The organism is Bacteroidia bacterium (assembly GCA_040880525.1).
Classification (GTDB): Bacteria; Bacteroidota; Bacteroidia; order CAILMK01; family JBBDIG01; genus JBBDIG01.
The window spans coordinates 56,327-80,642 of the sequence record JBBDIG010000017.1 but is presented as its reverse complement, the minus strand read 5'-3'; the positions used below and the strand labels follow the sequence as shown (position 1 = coordinate 80,642).

The window sequence follows — 24,316 nt, the reverse complement described above, 5'->3', positions numbered from 1 at the left end:
AATCAGCCTATCTTAGTCCGCACAAATCGAGACCTAATGAGAAAATACCTGCATTACCTTACCCCAATAATTTTCACCATTGCATTGATTTCCTGTAAAGCTTCCCGCGAAGAAGCGGATAAAGCGTACAAACAAAGTGAGTATGCTGTAGCTGCTGAAATGTACAAGAGGTTATACAGCAATAAAGAGTACAACCGAGAGGATAAACAGGAAGTAGCGTTTTTAACTGCAGAGAGCTACAGGCGTGCAGATGAATATCGCCAGGCAGAAATTCAGTATAAGAAAGCGATCCGCATCGGCTATCCTGATCCCATCGCACATTACTACCATGGCCGGATGCTGAAGCAACTGGAAAAGTATGAGGATGCCATCGTCTCATTTCAGAATTACAAGAAAGCTGCTCCCAGTGATACATTAGCCGATTTCGAGATCAGGGCATGTGAGCTTGCGCTGAAGTGGATTGAGGAGGGTTCCCGCTATGAGGTAGAGAATTTCAGGTTTGCCAATAGCAGTGATAATGATTTTGCGCCCATGTATTATAAAAGTGACCGCACAATCTACTTTAGTTCTGACAGACCTGAATCTCAGGGAAATAAAACCTACGGATGGACCGGCATGGGGTACAGCGATATATATTCTATGGATAAAGCCAGGAGCCGCAGGTTCGACCGCTGGGCAAATCCTGCAGCCCTCACCGGAGACGTAAATACAAACTTCAATGAAGGTACACCCGCTTTTAATGAGCGCGGGTCGGTGATGTATTACACGCAATGCAATGGTGCCAATGGAAAAGATTCCACCTGCCGGATCTATGAAGCCAGAAAACGAGGCAAAGATTGGAACGTAGAAGGCCCCTTACCTTTTTGTGCTGATTCAAATCTCCTTGATAGATATGGCCAGCCTTTTCTTTCAGCAGACGAGAGCAAGCTGTTCTTTGCCAGCAACAGGGAAGGCGGACTGGGCGGACATGATATCTGGGTGAGCTTTTATGTTAAAAGAGGACGTACCTGGAGTGATCCCGTGAACTTAGGCCCTACCATAAATACCCCCGGGGATGAATTCTTTCCTTATCACCGCGAGGATACCGTCCTGTATTTCTCTTCTGATTATCACCTGGGAATGGGCGGCCTGGATATTTTCAGAAGTTACGGAACCGGAACCGACTGGACGGAACCTGAAAACCTGCGTTCACCATTGAATTCAGGTGGTGATGATTTTGGAATTACTATTAATGAGTCGGGTAATGAAGGATTTTTTACCTCTAACAGACCCCGGAGCCGTGGCGATGATATTTATTCTTTTATCCTGAACCCACTCATATTTACATTGAGCGGACAGGTTAAGGACCTGAAAACAGAAGAAGTGATTCCCAATGCAATCGTTACACTCATCAGCAGCACCAGCGATGAGCCACAATACGATACTACAGACGAAAGTGGAAGCTATGAGTTTACATTGGATGCTGAGTCGGATTATCAGGTCATGGCGAAAAAGCAACAATACTTTAACAGCAAAGAAGAATTTCAAACCACTGTCGGGCTGAGGGTAAGCACCGATCTATATCAGGATCTATATCTCGATCCGTACATCACCGTTATTACCATTAGCGGTATTTTTTACGATTTGGACAAAGCGTTCATCAGACCTGATGCCGCCAGTGTCTTGGACTCCGTTGTTGATTTGTTAAGCAGAAATCCATATCTCGTTGTTGAAATGGGATCACATACAGATTGCCGGAACACAATGGCATACAATGAGGATCTCTCTAGAAGAAGGGCAGACTCTGCTGTGGACTATTTGGTGAGGAATGGCATTGACAGGCAAAGATTATTTGCCAAAGGCTATGGTGAAACCCAGCTTGCGAATGAATGTGCTTGCGAGGATGGAGCAGGAGCAGGCCTGGGTTGTACTGAAGCTGAACACCAGGCCAACAGGCGGACTACCTTTAGGATTTTAGCAACGGATTATAATCCTGAAACCAAGAACAGCGAAACCGTAAATAAAATGGTGGAAAGCGGAGAACTTGAAGATCCAAATCTTGGAAGTGAGGAGGATATAATCAATGCAGAGAAAAAACGCCTGGAAGAAGAGAAAAAAAGACTGCTTGAGGAACAGGAAAATCCGGAAGGTCCGGCACCTGAAGGCGCAAGTCCTGGAGAGCCAAGTCCTGAAAAGGAAAATAAACCCGGTGGTAGTTCCAGGTATCCGGAATAACCATCAGTTGTAAAATTCGGTGAAAGAGGGATGTGGTAACTAATGCTGCATCCCTCTTTTTTTTGGAAATGTTTTACCCGAAAAGCAACAGGTGGCAGCATAGGGCAGGGGAGCTTCCGTATTAGCCCGGCCACATTAGTCTTTAGAATCCTTCTATTTTTGAATTCAAATTTTACATTAATTATAAAATACCAGTATGACACATCGGCCTTATGACAAACAGATAAAGGAGAGCCTGAAGGCACTCGGAATTTCCACAGAGAATTCAGGAGCCGGCACCGGCCAAAGATGGCTGAAAGGAAGCAGCGCACAGGAGATCCAGAGCTTGTCGCCTGCTGACGGGCATATCATTGCCAGGGTTTCGGCTTGCGATGCTGTACAGTACGAGGAGATTATTGCTGAAGCCAGAAAGGCTTTCCCGGGTTGGCGGGCACTCCCGGCACCCAGGCGCGGAGAAATTGTGCGGCAAATTGGCAACAGGCTCAGGGAATACAAGCATCACCTGGGCATACTGGTGAGCTATGAAATGGGCAAGATATACGAAGAAGGTATGGGTGAGGTGCAGGAAATGATTGACATCTGTGATTTTGCCGTGGGCCTTTCGCGCCAGCTCTACGGACTTACCATGCATTCAGAGCGCACTGATCATCGCATGTACGAACAATGGCATCCGCTGGGGATCGTGGGTATTATCAGCGCATTCAATTTTCCCGTAGCCGTTTATTCATGGAACGCTTTTTTGGCCGCAGTTTGTGGAAACGTAATGATATGGAAGCCTTCTGAAAAAACTCCGCTTTGTGCTGTAGCGGTGCAGAATATCATTGCGCAGGTGCTGAAGAAAAATGAGCTTCCGGAGGGAATATTCAACCTGGCGATTGGAGATGCTAAAATCGGCCAGGCCCTGGCAGCCGATGAAAATGTGGTGCTTGTTTCAGCTACAGGCTCGGTGGGGATGGGGCGCAAAGTGGGCCAGGTAGTGGCCGGGCGGCTTGGCAAAACCCTGCTGGAACTGGGAGGCAATAACGGCATTATCATTAGTCCCAATGCAAATCTGGAACTGGCTCTTAAAGGAATTGTTTTCGGAGCTGTGGGAACGGCCGGCCAGCGCTGCACTTCCACGCGCAGGCTCATTATACACGACAGTATTTATGACGAAGTGCGTGAGAAACTGGTACATGCTTACCAGCAATTGCGCATTGGCCATCCGCTCGATCTCGGGACGCTCGTTGGGCCTTTAATTGATCAGGACGCGGTAAAGATGTACCTTGATGCCATAGAAAAAGTAAAGGCCGAAGGTGGAATTATTGCCCGCGAAGGCGAAAAACTCGAAGGCGAAAAGTATGCCTCCGGATGCTTCGTCAGTCCGTGCATAGCCGAAGCGGATCCGGGTTTCAAAATCGTCTGTGAGGAGACATTTGCTCCGCTTCTCTACCTTATGAAGTATTCGCAACTTGAGGAGGCGATCCGAATCCATAACGATGTGCCGCAGGGACTTTCATCCGCAATCTTTACGAATAGTATGCAGGAAGCCGAGCTGTTTCTGTCTTCCCGTGGTTCCGACTGTGGTATTGCAAACGTGAATATCGGCACCTCAGGAGCAGAAATTGGCGGGGCTTTCGGGGGTGAAAAAAACACCGGTGGAGGCCGCGAATCCGGTTCCGATTCCTGGAAGAGCTACATGCGCAGGCAAACCAATACCATTAACTGGAGCAAGGAATTACCTCTGGCGCAGGGGATTGAATTTGTAATTTGAGAAGCATTCAGGCATTTATTTTTTACTCCGTTTTTTGAATATAAATATTTTGGATTGAGTTTAATTCCAGAGAATAAAAATATTGGCACTGAATATTTTATTTTAACCTGGAAACAGGAGTTATTGAAATACGAGAGCATTTTTATTAAAAGTTCACGGGGCCTGGTTTTTTTGCTTTATCCTCTTTTTTGCCGGAAGGGTCATTCATTTCAACCCTTGTTAGCGGCAGGCTTTCCGGGTAATTTTTCTGAATAAATTCAATAAGCTTTTCTCTGAGGAATACTCTAAGATCCCAGGCCGAAGAAGCATCGCTGGCGCTCACCAATACCCTGAGTTCCATTGTTTTTTCCTTTGCATCCGTTACTTGCAACACGTTCACGCGTTTATCCCAGAGATCTGTAGTCTGGAGGAGCCGAGTTTGTTCCTGCCGTAGCGCACTTACCGGGAAACGATAATCGGTAAGGATATAGACAGTTCCCAAAATTTCCGCGCTGGTACGCGTCCAGTTCTGAAAGGGGTTTTCAATAAAGTATATGGTAGGAACTACGAGCCTTCGTTCATCCCATATTTTGACGACCACATAAGTAAGGTTGATCTCCTCTATCCGGCCCCATTCCCTTTCTACAATCACCACGTCATCAATTCTGAATGGCTGTGTAAGGGCGATCTGGATTCCCGCCAGGATGGTGGCAATAAGTTTTTGCGCGGCAAAACCCAGGATAATGCCGGCAATCCCTGCCGAGGTAAGAAGGCTCACGCCCACCTCCCTCACCTGCGGAAATGTCATCAGAATAATACCGATCGTTAAAACACCTACCAGGAAATGGAGGATATTCTCGATCATGTAAATCTGGGTATAGGCTTTTCTGGCCGCCAGATTATCTGCGGACTGCAGGTCATACTGCCGCATCAATATGATTCGTCCGGCTCGAATTAATTTAATAGTAAGCCAGGCAACGACAAGAATAAATACGATGGATAGCAGATGACGAATCGTGGAGGAAACAGGAAGGGTAAAAGCATCTACAGTTCTGTAAACAATAAAGATTGATAGCAGCACCATGAGCACCCTGGCCGGGCTGTATAGCTGCTGCCAAAACATGAGGACTTTTTCCCGCTCATGGAAAATTCGGCTTTTTTGCAGAAAACGAAACAGCACATAATGAAGGAGGAGAGCGACAATAATGGCCCCTGCTACTATAGCAATATTTACCCAAACTTCTCCGACCATTCGCATGCTTATATTAATGGGTCAAAACCCCGGATTTTTGACCTGGAGATTTTCGCTGTTTTTTAACCTTTATTAATTCGTTGAGAAGCGATTTTACTTTTAATTCATTTTCTATCCGGTACCGGGCGATGCTTTCATCATCTCCTACTTTAATAGTATAGGCGTGGGAAGGCAATACCCCGAAAACGTCCTCATCCGTATCATCATCTCCAATGGCCATCAGGAAATCATGCTGATCATTATTCAGCAGGCTGCGTACAGTAGTGGCTTTGCTGATGCCAGAAATACGTACTTCCAGCACCTTATTTCCCTGTAATAATTCCAGCCTGTGTTTCACGCAGACTGCAGAAAGGGCCTTTATAATGTAGGGAATATGCATCTCCGCAAGGAACTGGTTTGTTTTCCTGTAATGAAATGCTAATGAACAGGTTTTATTTTCGATAAAAGAACCGGGCGTTTTTAATATAAACTGTTGCAGGAGCGAATCTACTTCATCTTTCCAGGATGTATCCATTTCAGCATGTTTGTACCATTCATTGTTGGTTTTAAACCAGATGCCATGTTCGGCAACCAGATCTGCCCCGGTTTTGCCAAACCATTGCTCCAGGCTGGAAAAGTCGCGGCCACTCGTTATAATGAGATCACATTTTTGCTGAAGTTCTTCAATGATTCTCAATATGTCAGGTGTAGGCTCAGCCATTGCCGGGTTTTCATCAAACGGAACCAGCGTTCCGTCATAGCCCAGGATAATCCGTGGCTTGCGGGCCCTTGTAAAAGCTGCTGCAATGGTTTTAGTTACCTGGCCGTTTATGATGCTCCTGGCTCTTTGGTGTCTTTTATCTGCAATTGCGCAAAGGCTACCGGTAAAATCCTGAGCCCATTTTTCCACCGAATTCTTTTTGATATGCGCCTGCATTTTTTCAATTCTTCTTTTCTGTTCATCTTCCGGCATATTGAGCGCATCATATAAAGCGGCCACAATATCCTCTTCGTTATTAGGATTCACCATTATGGCATCGGTAAGTTCACTGGCCGATCCTGCCAATTCGCTCAATATCAATACCCCGCGCTGGTTTTGCTTGCTGGCAATGTATTCCTTCGCCACAAGGTTCATCCCATCTCGCAGAGGTGTTACAAGCCCGATGTCGGACAGATTATATAAAGCCGTCAGGTGCTCAAAAGGAATGGAACGGTAGAAATAATGAACGGGCGTCCAGGAAAGGGTGGAGAACTTCCCGTTAATATGCCCAACCTGTTCATCTATTTGTTCTTTCAGGTTTTTGTAGGATTCTACGTTGTATCGGGAAGGCACGGTTACCATCACCAGCGATACTTTTTCCTTGAGCTCAGGATATTTTGAGAACAGTGCTCCGAATGCCCGGAGCCGCTCCAGGATGCCTTTTGTATAGTCCAGCCGGTCAACAGAAAGGATGAGCCTGAAGCCTCCGAATCTTGCCTTGAACTCCCGTATCTGCCCATTAACAGCTTGATCCTGAGAAGAATTATGAAACTTATCGTAGTTAATCCCCATCGGGAAAGCATCAATAAAACATGAGTGCGTTCGTGTTCTTATTTCACCCAAATTGCATTTATGGCTTAAAATCCGGGAAACTACACTTGCGAAGTGGCGCATATATTCATAGGTATGGAATCCTACCAGGTCAGCGCCTAGCAAACCTTCCAGAATTTCATTTCGCCACGGGAGGGTCCTGAACAACTCGTAGGATGGAAAGGGTATATGCAGGAAAAAACCGATTGGATTATTTGGAAGTCTTTGACGCAGCATTTCCGGTAATAACATCAGGTGATAGTCCTGCACCCAGATAATATCTCCTTCGCTGGCTACCTCGGCCACTTTATCGCAGAACCGCTGGTTCACCTTTTTATAGGATTCCCAATATGCTTTATCATAATCAACAAAACCTGTAAAGCAGTGAAAAAGAGGCCAGATGGTTTCATTGCTAAACCCCTGGTAATAATTCTTTACTTCTGACCTGGACATGAAAACAGCATGATAGCTATCGCCCATTTTTTCGGATACCTCACGTTCCTCTTTTTTGGTGGTGGTGGCAATTCCCGGCCAGCCCACCCATTCCGTCTCCATCTCATTATTAAGAGATGATAGGCCGGTGGCAAGTCCTCCTTCACTTCTATTTATTATATAATTATTTCCATCGCTGCCAACTTTTATGGGCAACCTGTTCGATACAATCAGTAGTTTCTTCATTTGGGAGAGCGGTTTTGCAGGTTTATTTCAAACTCATAATCTTTAATAATTACAATTATGAATATGGATAGGTTGAAGGAAGTCCGCAAAAAATGCAAATCGGATATTTTATGTCCTGAATGTGGTATTTTGTATCTGCGTGGCGCAATGGTTTAGCGGATTTCCAAGCCAACCAGCTTCCGGTTTCTGGCTGTGAAAAATCGCGGGATTATAGAACCGGGAAATGCTTGCGCGATCAGGTAAATAAATATCCCACTTCTTCTTCCGTGAGTTGGAAGCCGCCTTGGTCCGGCAACAAGTCGCTTGCCAGTTCTTTTTTCCTTTCCTGCAGCTTCATGATCTTTTCCTCTACCGTATCCACAGTAATAAAGCGGTAGGCAAATACATTTTTGTCCTGCCCAATGCGATGGGCCCGGCTGATGGCTTGGTTCTCAGTGGCCGGGTTCCACCAGGGATCCAGCATAAAAACATAGCTCGCTGCGGTGAGATTGAGGCCAGTGCCGCCTGCCTTTAATGAGATCAGGAAAACCTGCGTTTCGGGATCCGTCTGAAACTGATCAATTGCTTTCTCCCGTTCTTTACGGTTTCGCTTGCCAATGAGGTAGCTATATTTCAGGCCTTCATCCTGCAGCCACTCCTTATAAATATCCAGGTGCTTTACAAACTGCGAGAACATCAGGACTTTATGGCCCTCACTGATGATCTGATCCAATTGGTTGGTCACGTCCTGAAACTTCCCTGAAGCATAAAGAAAATCTTCTTCATCATAGTTGGTTTTGACCCCATTGAGGTCCAGTTCATCCTCGTCAAAATTTACGAGTGCAGGGTGGTTGGCGATTTGGCGCAGCCGGCTCAGGCTCTTAAGGATGAGAATATTGCTCTTCGCTTTCCCAAACTTCCGGATGTTTTCCAGGATCTGGTTGCGTGCGCGCGACTTCTCTTCTTCGTACAGCTTTTTCTGCCGTGTCTCCATTTCCGTGTAGAAAACCTGCTCGTTGCGTTCGGGGAGTTCCTGCGCAACATCGCGGATCCTGCGCCTCAGGATGAAGGGAGAAATAAGTTTTCTGAGCTTCTCCCGCTTTTTCTCATCCCGTTCTTTCTCAACCGGATATATAAATTCATTTTTAAAATAATGATAACTCCCCAACATGCCGGGGTTTACAAAATTCATTTGTGCCCAGAGATCGCTGATCGAATTTTCGATGGGCGTGCCCGTGAGTACCAGGCGGTGTTGCGCTTCTACTTCAGTGATGGCTTTATAAGTTTTTGACTTTGGGTTTTTAATATGCTGACTTTCATCAAGGATCAGGTAATTAAAACCAAAATGCGCAAAGATGTCAATGTCGTTTCTGAGCGTGGCGTATGTGGTAAGAATAACATCAAAGAGATTAAAAACGCTGCTGTTGCGCGTCCTGTCGAGGCCGGCATGTTTGTACACCTTCATTCCCGGAACGAAACGGGCAATTTCATGCTCCCAGTTGTGGATGAGAGAAAGAGGCATAACGATCAATGCCCGCAACCTTTTGATTCGGGCGAGATCCCGCTTGTATATGCTGAAGAGGTCGAGCTGCGGATCATCCTGGTATCCCGTTTCGCCAATATCAGAGTAGGCTGCCATGGGTTCTTCCTGCGTCTGGCATTCCTTGACGTGTAGCAAAAGGGCAATGGATTGAAGGGTTTTGCCCAATCCCATTTCATCAGCCAGGCAACCTCCCAGCCTCTGCTCCCGCAGATGGTTCATCCAGTTCAGTCCTTCGAGCTGGTAATGGCGTAGCGTGGCCTGCAGCGCTTTCGGTTGTTCTATAGAATGCGTAAAGTCTTCCTGCTCATGTTCTTTCAGTCCGTTGGTTTTCAGGTTCAACAGACCTGCCTGGCTTTTGGCCAGCCAAAGCTTCCCGTCCTCCTCATCGCTCAGTTGGAATACTTCTTTGTATTGAGCAAACCATTCCTCCGGAAGAATTGTGATGGTTTCATCAGGCAATTCAAATACACGGTTGCCGTTCAGGATGTGGTCTCTGAATTTAATAAAAGGAATATTGAATTTTCCGATTTTTACCACGGCCTCAATGTCCAGCCAGTCATTGTCCGTGGTATCTACCTTCATTTTAATTTTAGGTATTTCCAGGCTCACCTGCTTTCCGGACAAAACCGGTTGTTCAATTTCAAACCCAGCTTTTGTTAAAACCGATGTTTTCTTTCTCAGCCAGTCTATCAGTTCATACTGATCCAGCCGTTTTATTTTTTCCCGTTCCAATTCTTTTATCATTCTTTTCTATAGCGTTTCGGGCAGAGCCAGTCGCAATTTCAATTATCCAAATCATTCCTCAGTCCAGTGCAGGTTGCCAAAAACCTTCTCCTAAATATTCCATTCCAATGTTCGTCAGCTTTTCCTGCTGTTCGTTCTCCCATTTCATGTCTCGCAAGGTTTTCTGCACTTTAATATCATCATTGTCACTGACCACCATTCTGATATGGCTTTCCCGCTTGTCATGGCAATAAAATTCCTGGTCACCGTAGCGGAACGTCAGGATCATAGCCGGAGAATTTTGCAGAAAATTCTCACCCATTTTCAGCACAGGGATTGGTTTTGCACTTTGTTCAGCTACCTCAAAACCTTCCGCTTCTACCTGGCTGCTTTTCATTGTTTTTAAAATGAATTTTTTGAAGTAATCTTTTTCAAGCCGTTTAGGAATAGTAATTACTTCAGTCTTTAAAAATGGGAGAAAATTCTTTCCTGTAAGGCTGCCGGCTGTTCGTAAGAGCTTATTTCCAATGATGATCCAACCCGGCTCTGCAGTAATTACATAAACTTGCTTTTGCATCAGATTCACTTCCTTTCCCCCGGTTTTTGGCGTGAGGGTGTAGAGAATTTCATCTCCTGTCCGTTCAAATTTAAATACGGCATCCAACCTGGAGGTGGCCATAGTAAGCGGATTCTTGGTAAACTTATCGGATCGCTTTTCCTGAAGAAACAGGAGGTTTTGTGGAAATCGTCTGTCGCGTTGAAGGTTACCTTCTTCAAGTGTGTAGTCGTGGATCATTTCCAGCATGCGGGCCAGCTTCCGGTCCAGGAAATCACGAACCTGCAATTTCAAGGTTTTATCCAGAAGCACTTGTTCAAGGGTTTTAGGTTTACCCCTGCCTTTTACTACAAATTTTTGTTCAAGTTGTGCAATGGTAGTGGCGCTCCAATATTCAAAGATTTCCTTATGCCAATCCGTCATTTCAATATCGTAATCGCTTACGGTATTAGGATATAGCCGGTGGCAATCATAGCTGTGTTCGCCATCTTCGTCTGTCAGCACAGCATAAGGATCGGCCAGCCAACCTAGATTTTCATCATTGAACAAGAGAAACATTAATTCGTAATGCTGCTCTTTCGTTTTTACTTCTTCTTCTTCAATCACAGGAAGCCTTTTATTTCAACCGGCTAATTTCTGTATAATTTTGAACAGGGGCAAATAAATAATAGCACTCCGAGAGGATCTTATAGATTCTGCCATGAAGCTGCATCCAGCGTTAACGGGGGCTATCATGCTTCTTTTCAGAAAATCCGAAATTTGCACTATGAATAAAATTATTTTCAGGGATTTAGAAAAAATCCGGTATAAAGAAGCATGGGATCTTCAGGAATATTATTTTAAAAATATAGTTGATCAAAAAATTCAGAATAGAAATACACCAGGATATGAAAAGCTAACGAAAAACTATTTACTTTTTTGTGAGCATCCTCCGGTTTATACTCTGGGAAAAAGTGGAGATATTAATAATGTATTATTAAACGAAGAGCAACAGAAAGAAAAGGGTGTTGAATTTTTTAAGATTAACAGGGGTGGCGATATAACTTTTCATGGGCCGGGACAGCTTGTAGGCTACCCGGTGATGGACCTGGAAAATTTTTTTACTGATATACATAAGTATCTCCGGCTTCTGGAAGAAACGATGATCCTTACCCTGGCTGAATACGGTATAGTGGCGGGGCGATACCCAGGCTACACGGGTGTGTGGCTGGAACCGGATGATGAATTCCATGCACGAAAAATTTGCGCGATAGGTGTACGATGCAGCCGCTGGATTACTATGCATGGCTGGGCTTTTAATATTAATACGGACTTAAGCTATTTTAATCATATTATTCCCTGCGGCATCAAGGATAAGGATGTCACTTCTATGGCGAAGGAACTAGGCAAACCTCTCAATATGGCTGAGGTAAAAGCTGTGGTGAAGCACCATTTTGCGAATCTGTTCCATGCTGAGCTGATCAGCGAACCGGCCGTTTAAAAACATTATGAGCTGACAGGAGCATGTCAGAAAATCAGGAACTGTTATGGTGTTTTTGGCCTGGACATACCGATAGCCTGAATTCAAACCGCTGTAAGGTTTCTGGCTTTTACGAAGACAAAAGGCCGCCAGGGAGTTTGAAAAATATCTTTTTTGTGATTCCCGCCAGGGTTTTATCCAATCATTTTATCTGCTTCAGTAAAAGAATTTTGTGCTCAGAAACCACTGCTGAGCGCATAAGCCGGACTATTAATTGAGGTCGCACTTTATGTTTTCGCCCTGTGCAATCTTTCACGTGTTATATTTATGTAGCTATTTACTATTTCCGGGTTTCCTTTCGATATAATTTTACAGCTCCTTAAAATACCGGATAAATACGCAGTGCAATGAAAGATACTTCAAAATATATATTGTTCCTCTGCCTGATGTTCACAAGTGGGGTACATGCGCAAGTGGGTATCGGAACCACGGACCCGCAATCTGCTCTTCATATAGTAGATAGCATTTTCCCACAGCTTGTGATCACTTCTGCCCCGGGCGTGGATTCATCCCTGTTTGGCGTAAACGGTGTGGGCGATTTGAATATCGAAACAAAGGGCATCAATACCGGAAATATAATTTTCCGGCCAAAAGGTGCTGTCGGTATCGGTACTATTCCGGAATTGCAAATGCTGCTTTCACTGGGTAATGATACCGACCGCTTCTCTTTTAATGTAGACGGCTCCAGGCTCCAGATTTGGAACGATGCCAATCCTCCCGTGCTGGTTTTTGAAATTGACTCAGCAGGCCTTGATACCAATGGTGGATTAACGAGCACGAGCCAGCAAGACATGAACTTCTCCCTCGAATCAGGCAGCCCCAATGAGAGCATTCGGCTGCAAACGCAGGATGGATCCGGTTCCGAAACGGACCGTATGATCATAAGCAACTATGAGGACCAGGCCAAAGTAGATATTGTAAATGCTGACCTTGATGTGGACAATGGCGTTTTCTATGTGGATTCTGATAACGATCGTATAGGTATCGGAACGGACGATCCTAAGTCGGTACTGGATGTTCGCAGCACTACAAGCGGAATCCTGATGCCCAGGATGAGCACCGTCCAGCGAACCGGTTATTCAAATCCTCAGGAAGGATCAATAGTGTATGATGTGACCGATGATCACCTTTATCTATACGATGGATCTACCTGGAAACAACTTGATTAATTAAGAATATGAATTACTATTCTAAAATATTTGTCTCGCTTAGTGCAATATTTTGTTGCGCATTGGTAAGCATCTATGCCCAAACAGGAATTGGGACCACTAATCCGAAGAGTCCGTTGCATATAGTTGATGCACAATTCCCGCAACTTACGATTGCTTCAGCCAGCGGACAGGACTCTGCTACCTTCGGTGTGGATACTTCAGGTGGTCTCGTTCTGACAACCGCAGGCAACAACAATGGAAATATAATCCTCCAGTCTCAGGGAGGAGTGGGGATCGGGACCCTGCCAGATAAACTGTTCAGCATTGGCAATAGTACCGACAAGTTTTCTTTTTCAGTTTCCGGATCCAGGCTTCAGGTGTGGAATGATGCCAATCCCCCTGTATTGGTATTTGAATTTGATTCTGCCGGTACTAACCGGTTCAATGCTCTTAAAACCACTTCAGCCTCCGACATGGAAATTTCCCTGGAATCCGGCAGCAGCAACGAATCCATGATCTTCCAAACGCAGGATAGCAGCGGGCAACTTACGGATAGGATCATCTTGGATAACTTTACCAATACTTCAGCTTTGGATATTGTAAACGCAGACCTGGATGTTGACAATGGTGTCTTTTACGTGGATTCAGAAGATGATGAAATCGGCATTAATACATCCAGCCCCCAGGGCATTCTGGACCTCAGTAATTCAAGCGAGCCTATGATTGTACCAAGACTTAGCAGTACGCAAATCCTGTTATACCTCAATCCTAAAAAAGGAGAGCTCCTTTTTGATACTACTTTAAATCTCTTGTATATTCATAATGGACTGATATGGAAGCAATTAAATTAATTATAAAAACCTGTATCATCCTTTGCTCATGGTTTGCCTTCACGGCAACTCATGGTCAGGAAATGACTAACATGGGTGTATTTACTGCGGGGGAAACCTCTGATATTAAAGTATCAGGACTGTCCAATGAAGGAACGATAACCGGTGAAGGTGACTGGACGATTGAGGGTTCCGTAACCAATGAAGGTAGTGCTGACCTGGACGGAAATACAGTGGTGTACTCCCCTGACCTTGCTATAATAGGCGGAAGCAACTCCATTACATTTAGCAACCTGGAGATCAATGTCCCGGACAGCGTCATGCTCACAACACACATCGTGGTAAAGGATACACTTAGGTTGATCAACGGTATGCTGAACATCAATGGCTATTCCATCAGCCTTGATTCCACCGGACTGCTGACAGGCGAAGCCGAGACCAGAAGGATATATGGAGACAGCGGATTCATTTACCTCGGTAACCAACATTTCGTAAATGAACAATCCTACATAAATGTGGGCGGACTGGGCATTGACGTAAACTTTAAAGGGCAAACCAATCCGGGTGCTGTGGACTTTATCCGGCACTATACCACCACAGGTCTGGCCGAGAGAATTGTACAAATAACTCCAGAGGTGAACAGCGCGCTTGAGGCTGATGTCATTTTGCATTATTTTGACAGCGAAATTGAAGGGGACGAAAATCTGCTGGAGTTGCACGAATCCACGAGTGGCAGTACGGGTTGGGCAAAAATTCCGGCTACGCTGAACACCAGCACAAATACAATGGAGTTCACGGATCGGACTTCTCTTTACTATTACGGTTTCACTAGTACTTCAGCCTCCGCTCCGTTGCCTGTGGAGTTGCTGTCTTTCAGCGGAGAAAAGCTGAAACAGGCGGTAAGGCTTGAATGGCAAACGGCTTCAGAACACAACAATGATCATTTCATTATTCAGCGATCGGCTGACGGAGTGCAGTTTTCAGAAATCGGAACAATGAAAGGAAAGGGTACTGCACACCATACCAGCACTTATGAATACATGGATGTTTCGCCATTGGCCGGTATAAATTATTATCGTCTCCTGCAAAAGGATAGTTCCGGACACGGAACCTATTCGGATATTATAAGTATTCACTTTGGCAATGATCTGTCTCAGGCTTTTTCAATTTATCCCAATCCCATTTCGCACGATGCGCAACGGCTGTACCTGCAGTTGCCTGCTGAAGATGCGGCTGTTATCACCATTTTCAACAGCCAGGGAAAGGTAATTCTGCATGAAGCTTCCGTTGCAACGGCCCTCGTTGAAATAGATATGAAAAGACTAAATGCCGCTCCCGGTGAACTTCTCTTCATAAATGTGACATCGTCAGTCTCTCAGTTCTCCTGCAAACTTGTTGTCCACTAAATTTTCTCCTATCCATGTATTTCATCAAAACCTATGTCCTTCTCCTCCTGCTTTGCGGGAATTCATTGCTCTGTGCACAGCCGACTTCCGAAGCAAGTGTTCAGCACCTCATCAAAGGCTATCAACTTGCAGCAGAGATGGAGGACTATGAAGCCGCTAAAATTCAGCTCATCCAGTTACTGGCGCTGACGCCCCGGCAGCCTTATTTCGCAGCGCTCCTGAAACTGTGCTATCAGAATGGTGATTATAACCAATGTGTGAAACTGGCGCAAAAGTTTAAAACATACAATTTCGAGGACAACGCATCAACAGAGATCCTTGCCTATTCCAATAAGCAACTTGGCTTTAATTCGCTGGCGTTGTATCATTTCGAAATGTTGTATCAAAATACCAGTGAAGTGCTATATCTGTATGAAATGGCACAGGTGCAACTGCTGCTAAATCAGTTGGAGGCCTTTACGCAATCCATAGAAAAGATCACCAGCAGCAAGGCGGCTGAATCAAAGACAGTGAGCATTTCCTTTACCGGCAGGGACGGAGAGATAGTTCGTCAGCAGGTGCCGGTCAAAGCTGCTGCATTCAACCTGAAAGGCCATGCATTACTGAACCAGCGCAACCGGAAAGAAAGCAAACAATACTTTATAAAGGCGCTGGAAATAGCACCAGATTTTACCCTCGCAAACGGAAATCTAGCTTCAACAAAATTCAGCTTGTTTTAAATGGTACACGTGAAATCAGGATTTCTGACGCTTGCCATTGTAATTTTCTCATTTAGTGCAGTTGCGCAGGTACATAATTTCAGGAACTACTCGGTAGAAGAAGGGCTGGAGCAGAGCCAGGTACTGGATATAATGCAGGACCGGGACGGGTACTTGTGGTTTGCGACTTATGGCGGACTGAACCGGTTCAACGGCAAGGAATTCAGCAGCTACACGGTAAAAGAAGGACTGAGCGGAAACCAGGTAAGAGCGGTGTATGAGGATCATCGTGGGAGGATATGGGCCGGAACCTATGGCGGAGGGATCACCATTCTTTCCCGTGGAGGAGAATTTCGCGATACGTTTTACACCGAAATTTTGAATACTGCCAATAAGCGGTTTCCGAAAGATTTCATATTCGATATTAATGGCGACAAAAACCATGTATATATCGCTACGAACGGTTCAGGGCTCGTGGTCTATTCAAATGATACCTTCAAAGTGCTTGATGAACAGCAAGGTTTCCCGACTGACCGGGCGTATACGGTTCTTCCTGTAAATGAAAACGAAGTATGGGTGGGTACATGGAAGGGACTGTGCAAATACAATCCACTGACAGGTGATCTTGTGACTTTCACCACAGCCAATGGACTTCCGGATGACAGGGTGGTAAGCCTGCATGTAGATAAGCAAAATAACCTGTGGTTGGGAACCTATGGTGGCGGCATGGCAGTCATTGATCTTAATGATCCAAAAGATTACGAATTCACCCCGCTCCCGGTAAATGACGAGTTGCCTCACAAAAGCATTGTGTCGCTGGCCGAAGATGCTGAAGGCAATATCTGGGGCGGAACCTATGGCGGTGGCGCCATTCGAATCAGGAAAAGCAATAGCATTGGCCTTCCGCCCGTGGTCGAAGTTTTCAATGAAAAAAATGGGTTAAGCAATAACTATATATGGTCACTGCACTGCGATTCCGAAGGAAGTATCTGGCTCGGAACTAACGGAGGAGGTGCTATGAAATATGGCACCGGGCGTTTCTCGTATACAGGTCATGATCAAGGACTGATCAATGACAAAGTATTCGCAATTGAAGCAGACAATGATCACCTCTATGTAGGTACGCTGGAAGGAATTACGTTGTTTAAAACAGATGGAAACCAACTCAAATTTGTTGAGAATATCACTGATGAACTCCCTGCCAAGCACGTTTGGAGCATCCTCAAAGATAGCCGCAGACGCCTATGGATAGGAACTGGAGAGGGATTGCTGCTAAAGGAAAACGGGCACTCCCGGATATTGGCTGAGGAAGAAGGTATCAGCAATAACGTGGTCAACAAAATTTGGGAGGATTCTGACGGGATCATCTGGTTTGCCACGAATGCCGGCATTTCCATTTTCCGGGAGGGGCAGCTTATTGATCTTACTAAACGCAAGGAAGGGGAAGGAGATAAGGAACCGAAAGAATTGCAGGGGCTGCATCTTTCGCGGCATCAGTTTCTTGACATTCATATTGACCGTGAAGATCATATATGGTTTGCATCCAATAAAGGTCTGATCACTTCACCTCGCAAAGCTTTTCTTCAGCAGCCTGATTCGTTTATAAAGATTACGGAAGAGAACGGGCTCAGCCAAAATATGTGCTTTACGTTGGCTGAAAATCCGGAGGGCGATCTACTCATCGGAACTTATGGCGGTGGGATTAATCTCATTCCGCAAAAGGAGATCACCAAACTGAGAAATGGCAACCTGCCAAAAATCAGGCACATCACTACGGAAGAAGGCCTTACAGATAATTCCGTGATTTCACTGATCTTCATTGAAGATGGTAAGTACCTGATAGCTGGGACCAATCGCGGAATTAATAAAATCACCTATAAAAGCCTGAATACCGCAGAGCCGGAGATCAAACAATTCGGGCGGGCCGAAGGCTTTATTGGCCTGGAGTGCAATCAAAACGCTATTTACAGGGACAGCAGGAATAATGTATGGATCGGGACCATCAAGGGGCTGATAAAATATGACCCCTCTGAAGACAGAACAAATCTGGCCGTTCCACAAATTAAGATAAACCAGGTTTTAGTACACAGGAAGCCTTATGATATAGGTAAACAGGAAGAATTTAAGCACGGACAGAATCACTTCACGTTTTTGTTTGACGGGCTTAGCTTCCATATTCCGGAAAAAGTAAGATTCCGGTATAAGCTGGAAGGCCTTGAAGAAGAGTGGTCACCTCCGGTAAAAGAGAATTTTGCCACGTATCCGAATATTCCGCCCGGCAACTATATCTTCAAGGTGAAGGCAATGAATAATGATGGGATCTGGAATGAATTACCTGAGGCGCTGACCTTCACGATCCATCCTCCGTTCTGGCAGACGTGGTGGTTTTACCTGCTCAGTTTCCTGGTTCTGGTGGGGCTTATCAGCCTTGTATTCCGGTTCAGGTTGATAAAGCTGCAACGCGATAAACGCCTGCTGGAAATGAAAGTGAGTGAACGCACCAGCGAATTACAACAGGCTTATGTGGAACTGAAGCAGCTACAGAAATTTAAAGAAAGCATGATGGAAATGGTGGTGCATGACCTGAAAAACCCGCTGAATGCGGTGCTGGTGAGCGCCCGGAAATTTCCTTCCACCAAAACAGCCGAGCACATTTACCAGGCCGGGCGCCAAATGTTGAACCTGGTCCTGAATATTCTTGATGTCCAGAAATTTGAGGAAGCCAAAGTGCAGCTTAAGCAGAGCAAAGTTCCATTTCAGGAACTGATCCAGGAGGTTATGAATCAGGTTGAGTTCCTCGCTACACAAAAGGGTGTTATGCTAAAATTTGAGATTATGCAAAATACCCTCTGCAATATTGATCATGAACTGGTAGGAAGGGTGCTGGTGAATTTACTCACCAACGCCATAAAATTTACGGCCACTGGCGGAACCGTAACAATCCGTGCTACTCTGCAGGAAGAAGGCGTTTATAATGGCTTTTTGAAAACTGAGATCATTGACACGGGGATAGGTATACCGCCTGATAAGATAAACCTGGTATTCCAGAAATTCGGGCAGGTGCATTCGGTAAATTCTGGCGAGGCTAAATCTACAGGCATCGGCCTCACTTACTGCAAGATGGTAGTAGAGGCGCATGGCGGAAAGATTTGGGTGGAATCTGCTGAAGGTGAGGGCAGCAACTTCCAGTTTGTGCTTCCTGCAGAACTCATGGATGTCCCCGCGCCTGAAGCCGCTATGCTGCAAAACCGCCAGGAAAAGGAATTATCTGAGGATCTGCAACTCGAAGAAGAACAGCACAGGGAATTGCAGAATCATCTGCTGGAGTTGGGAGCACTGAAAGTCTATCAAACCAGCGAGAGCGTCAGGATCCTGGAGTCTATCGAAGAAATGAAAATTGAAGCCATCAATCACTGGTTGAACCGCCTTGAGCAATCCATTTATAACTGCGATCAGGCAGGATATGAAGAAATCCTCCAAAAGCTTATCGCCAGAATAAAAAAGACGAATGAAGTATAAAATATTAATCGCAGATGATGAGCGCAGCTACCTGCAGCAAATGATCTCCATCCTGAATCAGGCTGAAGAAGAATTCAGCGTATACTGTGCACCCAATGGCGTGATTGCCTGCGAAATTGCCCTGGATGTAGAACCGCATCTCATTATCACAGACTGGGTAATGCCGGAGATGGACGGGCTGGAAACACTTAATTTCCTGAAGAATCATGAACGGACGGCAGAGATACCCGTATTGATGATTACAGGCCTTACCTCTCCTGAAAAACTACAGCAGGCATTCGCGGCTGGCGCCATTGATTTTATTACAAAACCATTTGAAGAAACAGAGATCCTGGCCAGGATCAGATCGGTGCTGCTCACAAATTTAAAGACAAATTATTACCATCAGAAAGTACTGGATCAGAAGCAGAATATTGAAAGGGTAAATCGTGAACTTGAGAAATTTATTTATTGCTCTTCCCATGATATTAATGGACCCGTGGCGTCAGGACAAGGCCTGCTGGAACTGATGAGTACGGCTGAGAAATTTGAAGAAGTAAAGGGATATTTCCCGCTGCTCAATTCAATTTTTGACCGCATGCACCTCATCGTGATTGGTCTTACCCGGTTTGGCGAAATCCGCAAAAAAGTAATTGTGCATGAACAGTTACAACTGGATACGATGATCAGGAGCCTGGTTTATTCTGAGGAAAAAGAACAGGAGCATTCTGCTGAATTATTTCTTGACCTGCGCGAACAACAAATTCTTTCAGACCAGTTTCTATTTAATGAAATCCTGAAACCCTTGATCCGAAACAGTTTCATGTATTTTAAGGGGCCTGACCCTATGGAAATACACATTTCAATTTTCAGAGAAGAAGATCAGTATATAATGACATACCGCGACAATGGCCCCGGTTTCGAGGAAAAGCTCAATGAGCATGTCCTGGAGATGTTCAGCAAATGCACATCATCCACCACCGGTTTGGGGCTGGGCCTGTACCTGGCACGCACTGCTATCCAAAAACTCAAAGGCACCCTGAAGGCCAAAGGAAACCCAGGCCGGGGTGCTGAATTTACGGTATCATTTCCCGTAATTAAAACTGCACAGTTGGAACCTGAAGAAATGAAGGTATTCAGCCTTAGGGCCTGATGTTCTGTAACAAATAAAAATTGCCCGGCTCAGGAGTTTCACTGAACTTTGCCTCTTCATTAAACGATTATCTTTTTCGTTTAAAAACCAAAACAAAAAACGATTATGAAGAGGAATATAACGGGTTTGTTACTGGGGTTATTCGCCCTTACAACATTCAGTAGTTGTGGTTATAACTCAATGGTATCCAAGGATGAGGCAGTTACAGCACAGTGGGGCAATGTAGAAGTTGTATACCAGCGCAGGGCCGATCTCATTCCAAATCTTGTGAATACCGTAAAAGGCGCAGCCGACTTTGAGCAGGAAACGCTGACACAGGTAGTGGAAGCGCGAAGCAAAGCTACAGGCATCAATATCAGCGCGGATGAGCTTACACCCGAAAATATTCAGAGATTCCAGGAAGCGCAACAGCAGCTTTCCGGTGCGCTGAGCCGCTTGCTGGTATCGGTAGAGCGATATCCTGAAATTAAAGCCAACCAGAACTTTCGCGACCTGCAGGTACAACTTGAAGGCACGGAAAACCGCATTTCTGTGGAAAGACGAAAATTCAATGATGCTGTGAGAGATTATAACAGCTACATCCGCAAATTCCCGAACAATATGACAGCGGGAATATTTGGTTTTGAAAGCAAGGGCTACTTCGAGGCGGATGCAGGTTCAGAAGATGCTCCGGAAGTTGAATTTTAATAACTATGGCAGAGGCAAAAGAATTTATTGGTCTGGATGGCAGGCAGGTGATTGAACAGGCTATTCGCGAAGCGGAAGAAAGCACTTCAGGCGAAATACGTGTTCACATCGAAGCCAGGCTTGAGGAGGAAGAAGTGAAGGACCGTGCGGCCCACCTGTTTGCCGCGCTCAAAATGCATAAAACCAAAATGCGCAATGGCGTCCTGTTTTATTTGGCCTATGAGGATCATCAATTTGCCATTTTGGGCGATAAAGGCATAAACCAAAAAGTACCGGATGATTTTTGGGAGCATATTAAAGATGAAATGCAGGCCGAATTTAAACAGAGCCGGTTTGCCGCTGGCCTGGCCAAAGGAGTAGAAATGGCGGGCGAGGCATTAAAGCAATATTTCCCCTTGAAAAAAGACGATATAAATGAACTTCCTGATGAAGTTTCCTTCAGAAAATAAGTGGCTTTTCCTGCTGCTTTTATTTCCCTGCTTACTCACCGCCAAAGACCTCCCGGAAAAAACGAAACGCCTGGTGAACGATTATGCGGATGTGCTGACAGAGCAGCAAGAGGCTGAACTGGAACGGTATCTCGTGGCCTACAATGATTCCACCACTACCCAGATTGCCATAGTAATAGAGCGATCGCTTGATGATGAAGCACTGGAAGACTACACCCAACGACTAGCCGAAAGCTGGGGAATTGGCCAGCAAGGCAATGACAATGGCGTCTTAATCTATGTGGCCAAAGACGACCGGAAAATGCGGATTGAGGTTGGCTACGGACTGGAACCGGTGATCCCTGATATCCTTGCGGGCCGGATCATGGATAATTACATGCAACCACAGTTCAGGAAGGACAATTATTACCAGGGCCTGTGGGACGCCAGTACCGTGCTGATGAAACTGGCCAGCCAGGAATTCACAGCCGCAGACGTAAAAGGCGGAGGCAAAAAAGAGAGCCCCCCAATCCTGATCATTGTGCTGCCCTTTATCATCATCCTTATCATATTTCTTGTGGGTATACTGAGCTGGCGCAGCAAAGTAAAAGGGCTGATGCATTCCCGCAGTCTTGGCTTCTGGGCGGCAGCCGCGTTGCTCAGCACAATGGCTTCTAAGCGCGGCCGCAATTCCACAGGCTGGGGAAGCTTTCATAGCGGAGGCGGCTCCTTTGGCGGTGGCCGGGGAGGCGGTGGATTTGGCGGCTTCGGTGGCGGCAGTTTCGGTGGCGGTGGCGCCAGTGGAAGCTGGTAATTTTATCTGCAGAGTTTATAAACGCCACCTGGATTCACTTCAGCTCTTCCAGCGCACGTTCCAGAATTGTATCAATTCCCCTGATCTCATCATCTTCCCGCAATTCTGACTGAATATCAGGAGGTATGCCGGCTTCTACTATAAGATCATTTACACTGATGGTTTGGCTCGAAGAAAAGCGATAGTGCCAACCATTCGGCAACTCACTGTAATAAGGATATCCTCCTCCGCCTCCGGTAGTATCGCCAATAAGGGTGACATGGGGAAGCGCAGACATGATCACGGCAAAATCATTGGCGGCACTGTAGCTGGAGCGGTTTGTAAGCACAGCCACAGGTTTGGTGAATTGGAGTGGTCCTTCCGGCCGCAGGTATTTGGGTCGGGGTTCGGAGAAATCATCATGGCCGGGACCATTCTTAAACCGTTCAAAATACACTACCCGCTCAGAAGCAGTAAAACGGCTGGCCAGACGATCGCTATTGGCCGTACTTCCCCCACCATTATCCCGAACGTCAATGATGATCCCTTTCAGATGCTGAAATTTCTTCAGTACATAATCTATGTTCTCAGGATAAATAGTGCTTCCGAAGCTGCCGCAATAAATATAGCCAATGCTGTCAATCATCTTGTTCAGGAGCGGACCTGATCGTTCGTAATCATTCTGCAGGTAATTGCGCTCAAGCAGGGAAAAATTAAAATTCTGCGGACTTCCAAGATACCATTCCCAGTTTCGCGAAATATCAAAAGGAGTGAACAGATTCACATGGCCATCACGCAATTCAAAGAGCATTTCACTCATCACATCAAATAGTGCCTGATCGCTCATATCATTGGATATACGCGGATGGTATACATTATAAACCGAATCCCAGTCAATATTTTTAAAAGTAAAAAATGTGTATTTGTGATCTAATGTCTGCCATAGCTCCTGAAAATTATTTTCAGGTGTATTGTCCGGGCCGGGTTCCATCAAAAGTTTTTCGCATGAAAACAGTAGCGGAAGGAGAAAAAGCAGGAAGATCGGTCGCTTCATTTTTACAGGTTAAAAAGGGTGGAGAAAGTGATGGAATGAAAACCTGCCTTTACCCTGTTGATCTCTATTTTGCTATAACTGTAATAATCCCAGCTATAGCCGAGGCGGAGTGCATTTCCATTATTCAGAAAATAGGTGCCGCTCAGCTGTGAATTCAACCGCAGCAGGTGATTTACCGAAACGAATTCTCCGCTGCGCAAAGCACTGCCTGTTAATGAATATTCTTCAGGATCATACTTCTCCACAGCGGAAGAGGCGAAAGCCGGGCGAAGCGCAAAAGATAGGAATGGTAGCCGCAACTGCCAGTCAAGATCGAACCGGTGTTTGAGCACCTGTAACTTCCGTTTCAGGTTTCCGGCAGCCGCCAGTGAAGAGAAAAATTCATAGTTGTAATCATTATTTGAATAAAGAGAATGTTGCCTCACGGTAGCGACATTCATCAGGCTTCCGCCCGAATAAACAATATATTTACGGTTGTCAGAACTCCAGGTTTCCGGCATGAAAGTATAGTCCGCGTCCGCTCTGATAGTAAAGGCGTCAGCACGGCTGAAACCACTGGTGGCCGGCTTTGCGTTTCCTCCCGCAATGCTCAGCATTACAGCCTGTATCCCTTTTGCCGTCAAGGTCTCATACCCAGTAATAAAGGAGAAGATGCTGCCTTTGTACAACAAGGGTGACATTCCTTCGTCCCTCATTTGTGCGTAATTCCAGCCTCCGGAGAGATTCACCCAATGATGCTTTGCTTCCTGCGCACTCAGCATGGCCGGCAACAGCCAAAGCGCAAAAAGAGATAAACCCGGATAAACCTGATAGAACTTTATCATTACTCTTGTTTTAATTTAGAAAAACTTACATACCCATTTTCCGGTGCAT

18 protein-coding genes are annotated in these 24,316 nt (G+C 45.5%); 12 read left to right on the top strand and 6 right to left on the bottom strand.

The genetic code is table 11. The features are described from left to right. Positions 1–36: 36 nt before the first annotated feature. Both WD077_04325 and WD077_04320 read left to right on the top strand, forming a co-directional pair. Complete coding sequence (locus WD077_04325; protein MEX0966440.1) at positions 37–2,214, top strand: OmpA family protein; 2,178 nt, start codon at positions 37–39, stop codon at positions 2,212–2,214. A gap of 196 nt (positions 2,215–2,410) precedes the next feature. Next, on the top strand, positions 2,411–3,967 hold the full coding sequence (locus WD077_04320) for an aldehyde dehydrogenase family protein (GenBank protein ID MEX0966439.1): 1,557 nt from the start codon (positions 2,411–2,413) through the stop codon (positions 3,965–3,967). 145 nt (positions 3,968–4,112) lie between these two features. Here WD077_04320 and WD077_04315 read toward each other — a convergent pair whose 3' ends face one another. From WD077_04315 to WD077_04300, 4 genes are all read right to left on the bottom strand, one after another. After that, positions 4,113–5,198, bottom strand: coding sequence for a mechanosensitive ion channel domain-containing protein (locus tag WD077_04315; protein MEX0966438.1), 1,086 nt, complete (start codon positions 5,196–5,198; stop codon positions 4,113–4,115). A gap of 13 nt (positions 5,199–5,211) precedes the next feature. Further along, complete coding sequence (locus tag WD077_04310) at positions 5,212–7,425, bottom strand: bifunctional alpha,alpha-trehalose-phosphate synthase (UDP-forming)/trehalose-phosphatase (protein ID MEX0966437.1); 2,214 nt, start codon at positions 7,423–7,425, stop codon at positions 5,212–5,214. 235 nt (positions 7,426–7,660) lie between these two features. Beyond that, positions 7,661–9,691, bottom strand: coding sequence for a DEAD/DEAH box helicase (locus tag WD077_04305; GenBank protein ID MEX0966436.1), 2,031 nt, complete (start codon positions 9,689–9,691; stop codon positions 7,661–7,663). A 58-nt stretch (positions 9,692–9,749) separates the two neighbouring features. Next, the gene (locus tag WD077_04300) at positions 9,750–10,832 is read right to left on the bottom strand and encodes a hypothetical protein (protein ID MEX0966435.1); all 1,083 of its coding nucleotides are present in this window, start codon (positions 10,830–10,832) and stop codon (positions 9,750–9,752) included. Positions 10,833–10,992: 160 nt separating this feature from the next. Between WD077_04300 and lipB the strand changes: the two genes are divergently transcribed. The 10 genes from lipB (at position 10,993) to WD077_04250 (ending at position 22,410) form a co-directional block, all read left to right on the top strand. Next, entirely contained in the window at positions 10,993–11,706 is a 714-nt protein-coding gene (gene lipB / locus WD077_04295) for a lipoyl(octanoyl) transferase LipB (protein ID MEX0966434.1), read from the top strand. A gap of 386 nt (positions 11,707–12,092) precedes the next feature. Continuing rightward, on the top strand, positions 12,093–12,914 hold the full coding sequence (locus WD077_04290; GenBank protein ID MEX0966433.1) for a hypothetical protein: 822 nt from the start codon (positions 12,093–12,095) through the stop codon (positions 12,912–12,914). Between the two features lie 8 nt (positions 12,915–12,922). Next, positions 12,923–13,747, top strand: coding sequence for a hypothetical protein (locus tag WD077_04285; GenBank protein ID MEX0966432.1), 825 nt, complete (start codon positions 12,923–12,925; stop codon positions 13,745–13,747). Beyond that, positions 13,729–15,132 (top strand): hypothetical protein, encoded by a 1,404-nt coding sequence (locus WD077_04280; GenBank protein ID MEX0966431.1) that lies wholly within the window; start codon positions 13,729–13,731, stop codon positions 15,130–15,132. The genes WD077_04285 and WD077_04280 overlap by 19 nt, the downstream gene beginning before the upstream one ends. Positions 15,133–15,146: 14 nt before the next feature. Next, a complete protein-coding gene (locus WD077_04275) occupies positions 15,147–15,851 on the top strand; it encodes a hypothetical protein (protein ID MEX0966430.1) in 705 nt (234 codons plus the stop codon). A gap of 9 nt (positions 15,852–15,860) precedes the next feature. Next, positions 15,861–19,349 carry a two-component regulator propeller domain-containing protein gene (locus WD077_04270; protein ID MEX0966429.1) on the top strand — a complete coding sequence of 1,163 codons (3,489 nt, stop codon included), beginning with the start codon at positions 15,861–15,863 and terminating at the stop codon, positions 19,347–19,349. Next, positions 19,339–20,481 (top strand): hybrid sensor histidine kinase/response regulator, encoded by a 1,143-nt coding sequence (locus tag WD077_04265; protein MEX0966428.1) that lies wholly within the window; start codon positions 19,339–19,341, stop codon positions 20,479–20,481. The genes WD077_04270 and WD077_04265 overlap by 11 nt, the downstream gene beginning before the upstream one ends. A 105-nt stretch (positions 20,482–20,586) precedes the next feature. After that, positions 20,587–21,168, top strand: a complete 582-nt coding sequence (locus WD077_04260; GenBank protein MEX0966427.1) for a LemA family protein — start codon at positions 20,587–20,589, stop codon at positions 21,166–21,168. 5 nt (positions 21,169–21,173) lie between these two features. Then, positions 21,174–21,617, top strand: coding sequence for a TPM domain-containing protein (locus WD077_04255; protein ID MEX0966426.1), 444 nt, complete (start codon positions 21,174–21,176; stop codon positions 21,615–21,617). Then, positions 21,595–22,410, top strand: coding sequence for a TPM domain-containing protein (locus tag WD077_04250; protein ID MEX0966425.1), 816 nt, complete (start codon positions 21,595–21,597; stop codon positions 22,408–22,410). The genes WD077_04255 and WD077_04250 overlap by 23 nt, the downstream gene beginning before the upstream one ends. Before the next feature lie 34 nt (positions 22,411–22,444). On the opposite strand, the gene WD077_04245 is transcribed toward WD077_04250, so the two are convergent. Together WD077_04245 and WD077_04240 are read right to left on the bottom strand one after the other, a co-directional pair. After that, positions 22,445–23,443 (bottom strand): S41 family peptidase, encoded by a 999-nt coding sequence (locus WD077_04245; protein MEX0966424.1) that lies wholly within the window; start codon positions 23,441–23,443, stop codon positions 22,445–22,447. Between the two features lie 2 nt (positions 23,444–23,445). Then, complete coding sequence (locus tag WD077_04240; GenBank protein ID MEX0966423.1) at positions 23,446–24,267, bottom strand: hypothetical protein; 822 nt, start codon at positions 24,265–24,267, stop codon at positions 23,446–23,448. Between the last annotated feature and the right edge of the window lie 49 nt (positions 24,268–24,316).

What these genes read in the sequence shown, in the direction of transcription:
- WD077_04325 (MEX0966440.1), top strand. Translation starts at nt 37, where the DNA reads ATGAGAAAATACCTGCATTACCTTACCCCAATAATTTTCACCATTGCA.
- WD077_04320 (MEX0966439.1), top strand. Translation starts at nt 2,411, where the DNA reads ATGACACATCGGCCTTATGACAAACAGATAAAGGAGAGCCTGAAGGCA.
- WD077_04315 (MEX0966438.1), bottom strand. Translation starts at nt 5,198, where the DNA reads ATGGTCGGAGAAGTTTGGGTAAATATTGCTATAGTAGCAGGGGCCATT.
- WD077_04310 (MEX0966437.1), bottom strand. Translation starts at nt 7,425, where the DNA reads ATGAAGAAACTACTGATTGTATCGAACAGGTTGCCCATAAAAGTTGGC.
- WD077_04305 (MEX0966436.1), bottom strand. Translation starts at nt 9,691, where the DNA reads ATGATAAAAGAATTGGAACGGGAAAAAATAAAACGGCTGGATCAGTAT.
- lipB (MEX0966434.1), top strand. Translation starts at nt 10,993, where the DNA reads ATGAATAAAATTATTTTCAGGGATTTAGAAAAAATCCGGTATAAAGAA.
- WD077_04290 (MEX0966433.1), top strand. Translation starts at nt 12,093, where the DNA reads ATGAAAGATACTTCAAAATATATATTGTTCCTCTGCCTGATGTTCACA.
- WD077_04285 (MEX0966432.1), top strand. Translation starts at nt 12,923, where the DNA reads ATGAATTACTATTCTAAAATATTTGTCTCGCTTAGTGCAATATTTTGT.
- WD077_04280 (MEX0966431.1), top strand. Translation starts at nt 13,729, where the DNA reads ATGGAAGCAATTAAATTAATTATAAAAACCTGTATCATCCTTTGCTCA.
- WD077_04275 (MEX0966430.1), top strand. Translation starts at nt 15,147, where the DNA reads ATGTATTTCATCAAAACCTATGTCCTTCTCCTCCTGCTTTGCGGGAAT.
- WD077_04265 (MEX0966428.1), top strand. Translation starts at nt 19,339, where the DNA reads ATGAAGTATAAAATATTAATCGCAGATGATGAGCGCAGCTACCTGCAG.
- WD077_04260 (MEX0966427.1), top strand. Translation starts at nt 20,587, where the DNA reads ATGAAGAGGAATATAACGGGTTTGTTACTGGGGTTATTCGCCCTTACA.
- WD077_04255 (MEX0966426.1), top strand. Translation starts at nt 21,174, where the DNA reads ATGGCAGAGGCAAAAGAATTTATTGGTCTGGATGGCAGGCAGGTGATT.
- WD077_04250 (MEX0966425.1), top strand. Translation starts at nt 21,595, where the DNA reads ATGAAGTTTCCTTCAGAAAATAAGTGGCTTTTCCTGCTGCTTTTATTT.
- WD077_04245 (MEX0966424.1), bottom strand. Translation starts at nt 23,443, where the DNA reads ATGAAGCGACCGATCTTCCTGCTTTTTCTCCTTCCGCTACTGTTTTCA.
- WD077_04240 (MEX0966423.1), bottom strand. Translation starts at nt 24,267, where the DNA reads ATGATAAAGTTCTATCAGGTTTATCCGGGTTTATCTCTTTTTGCGCTT.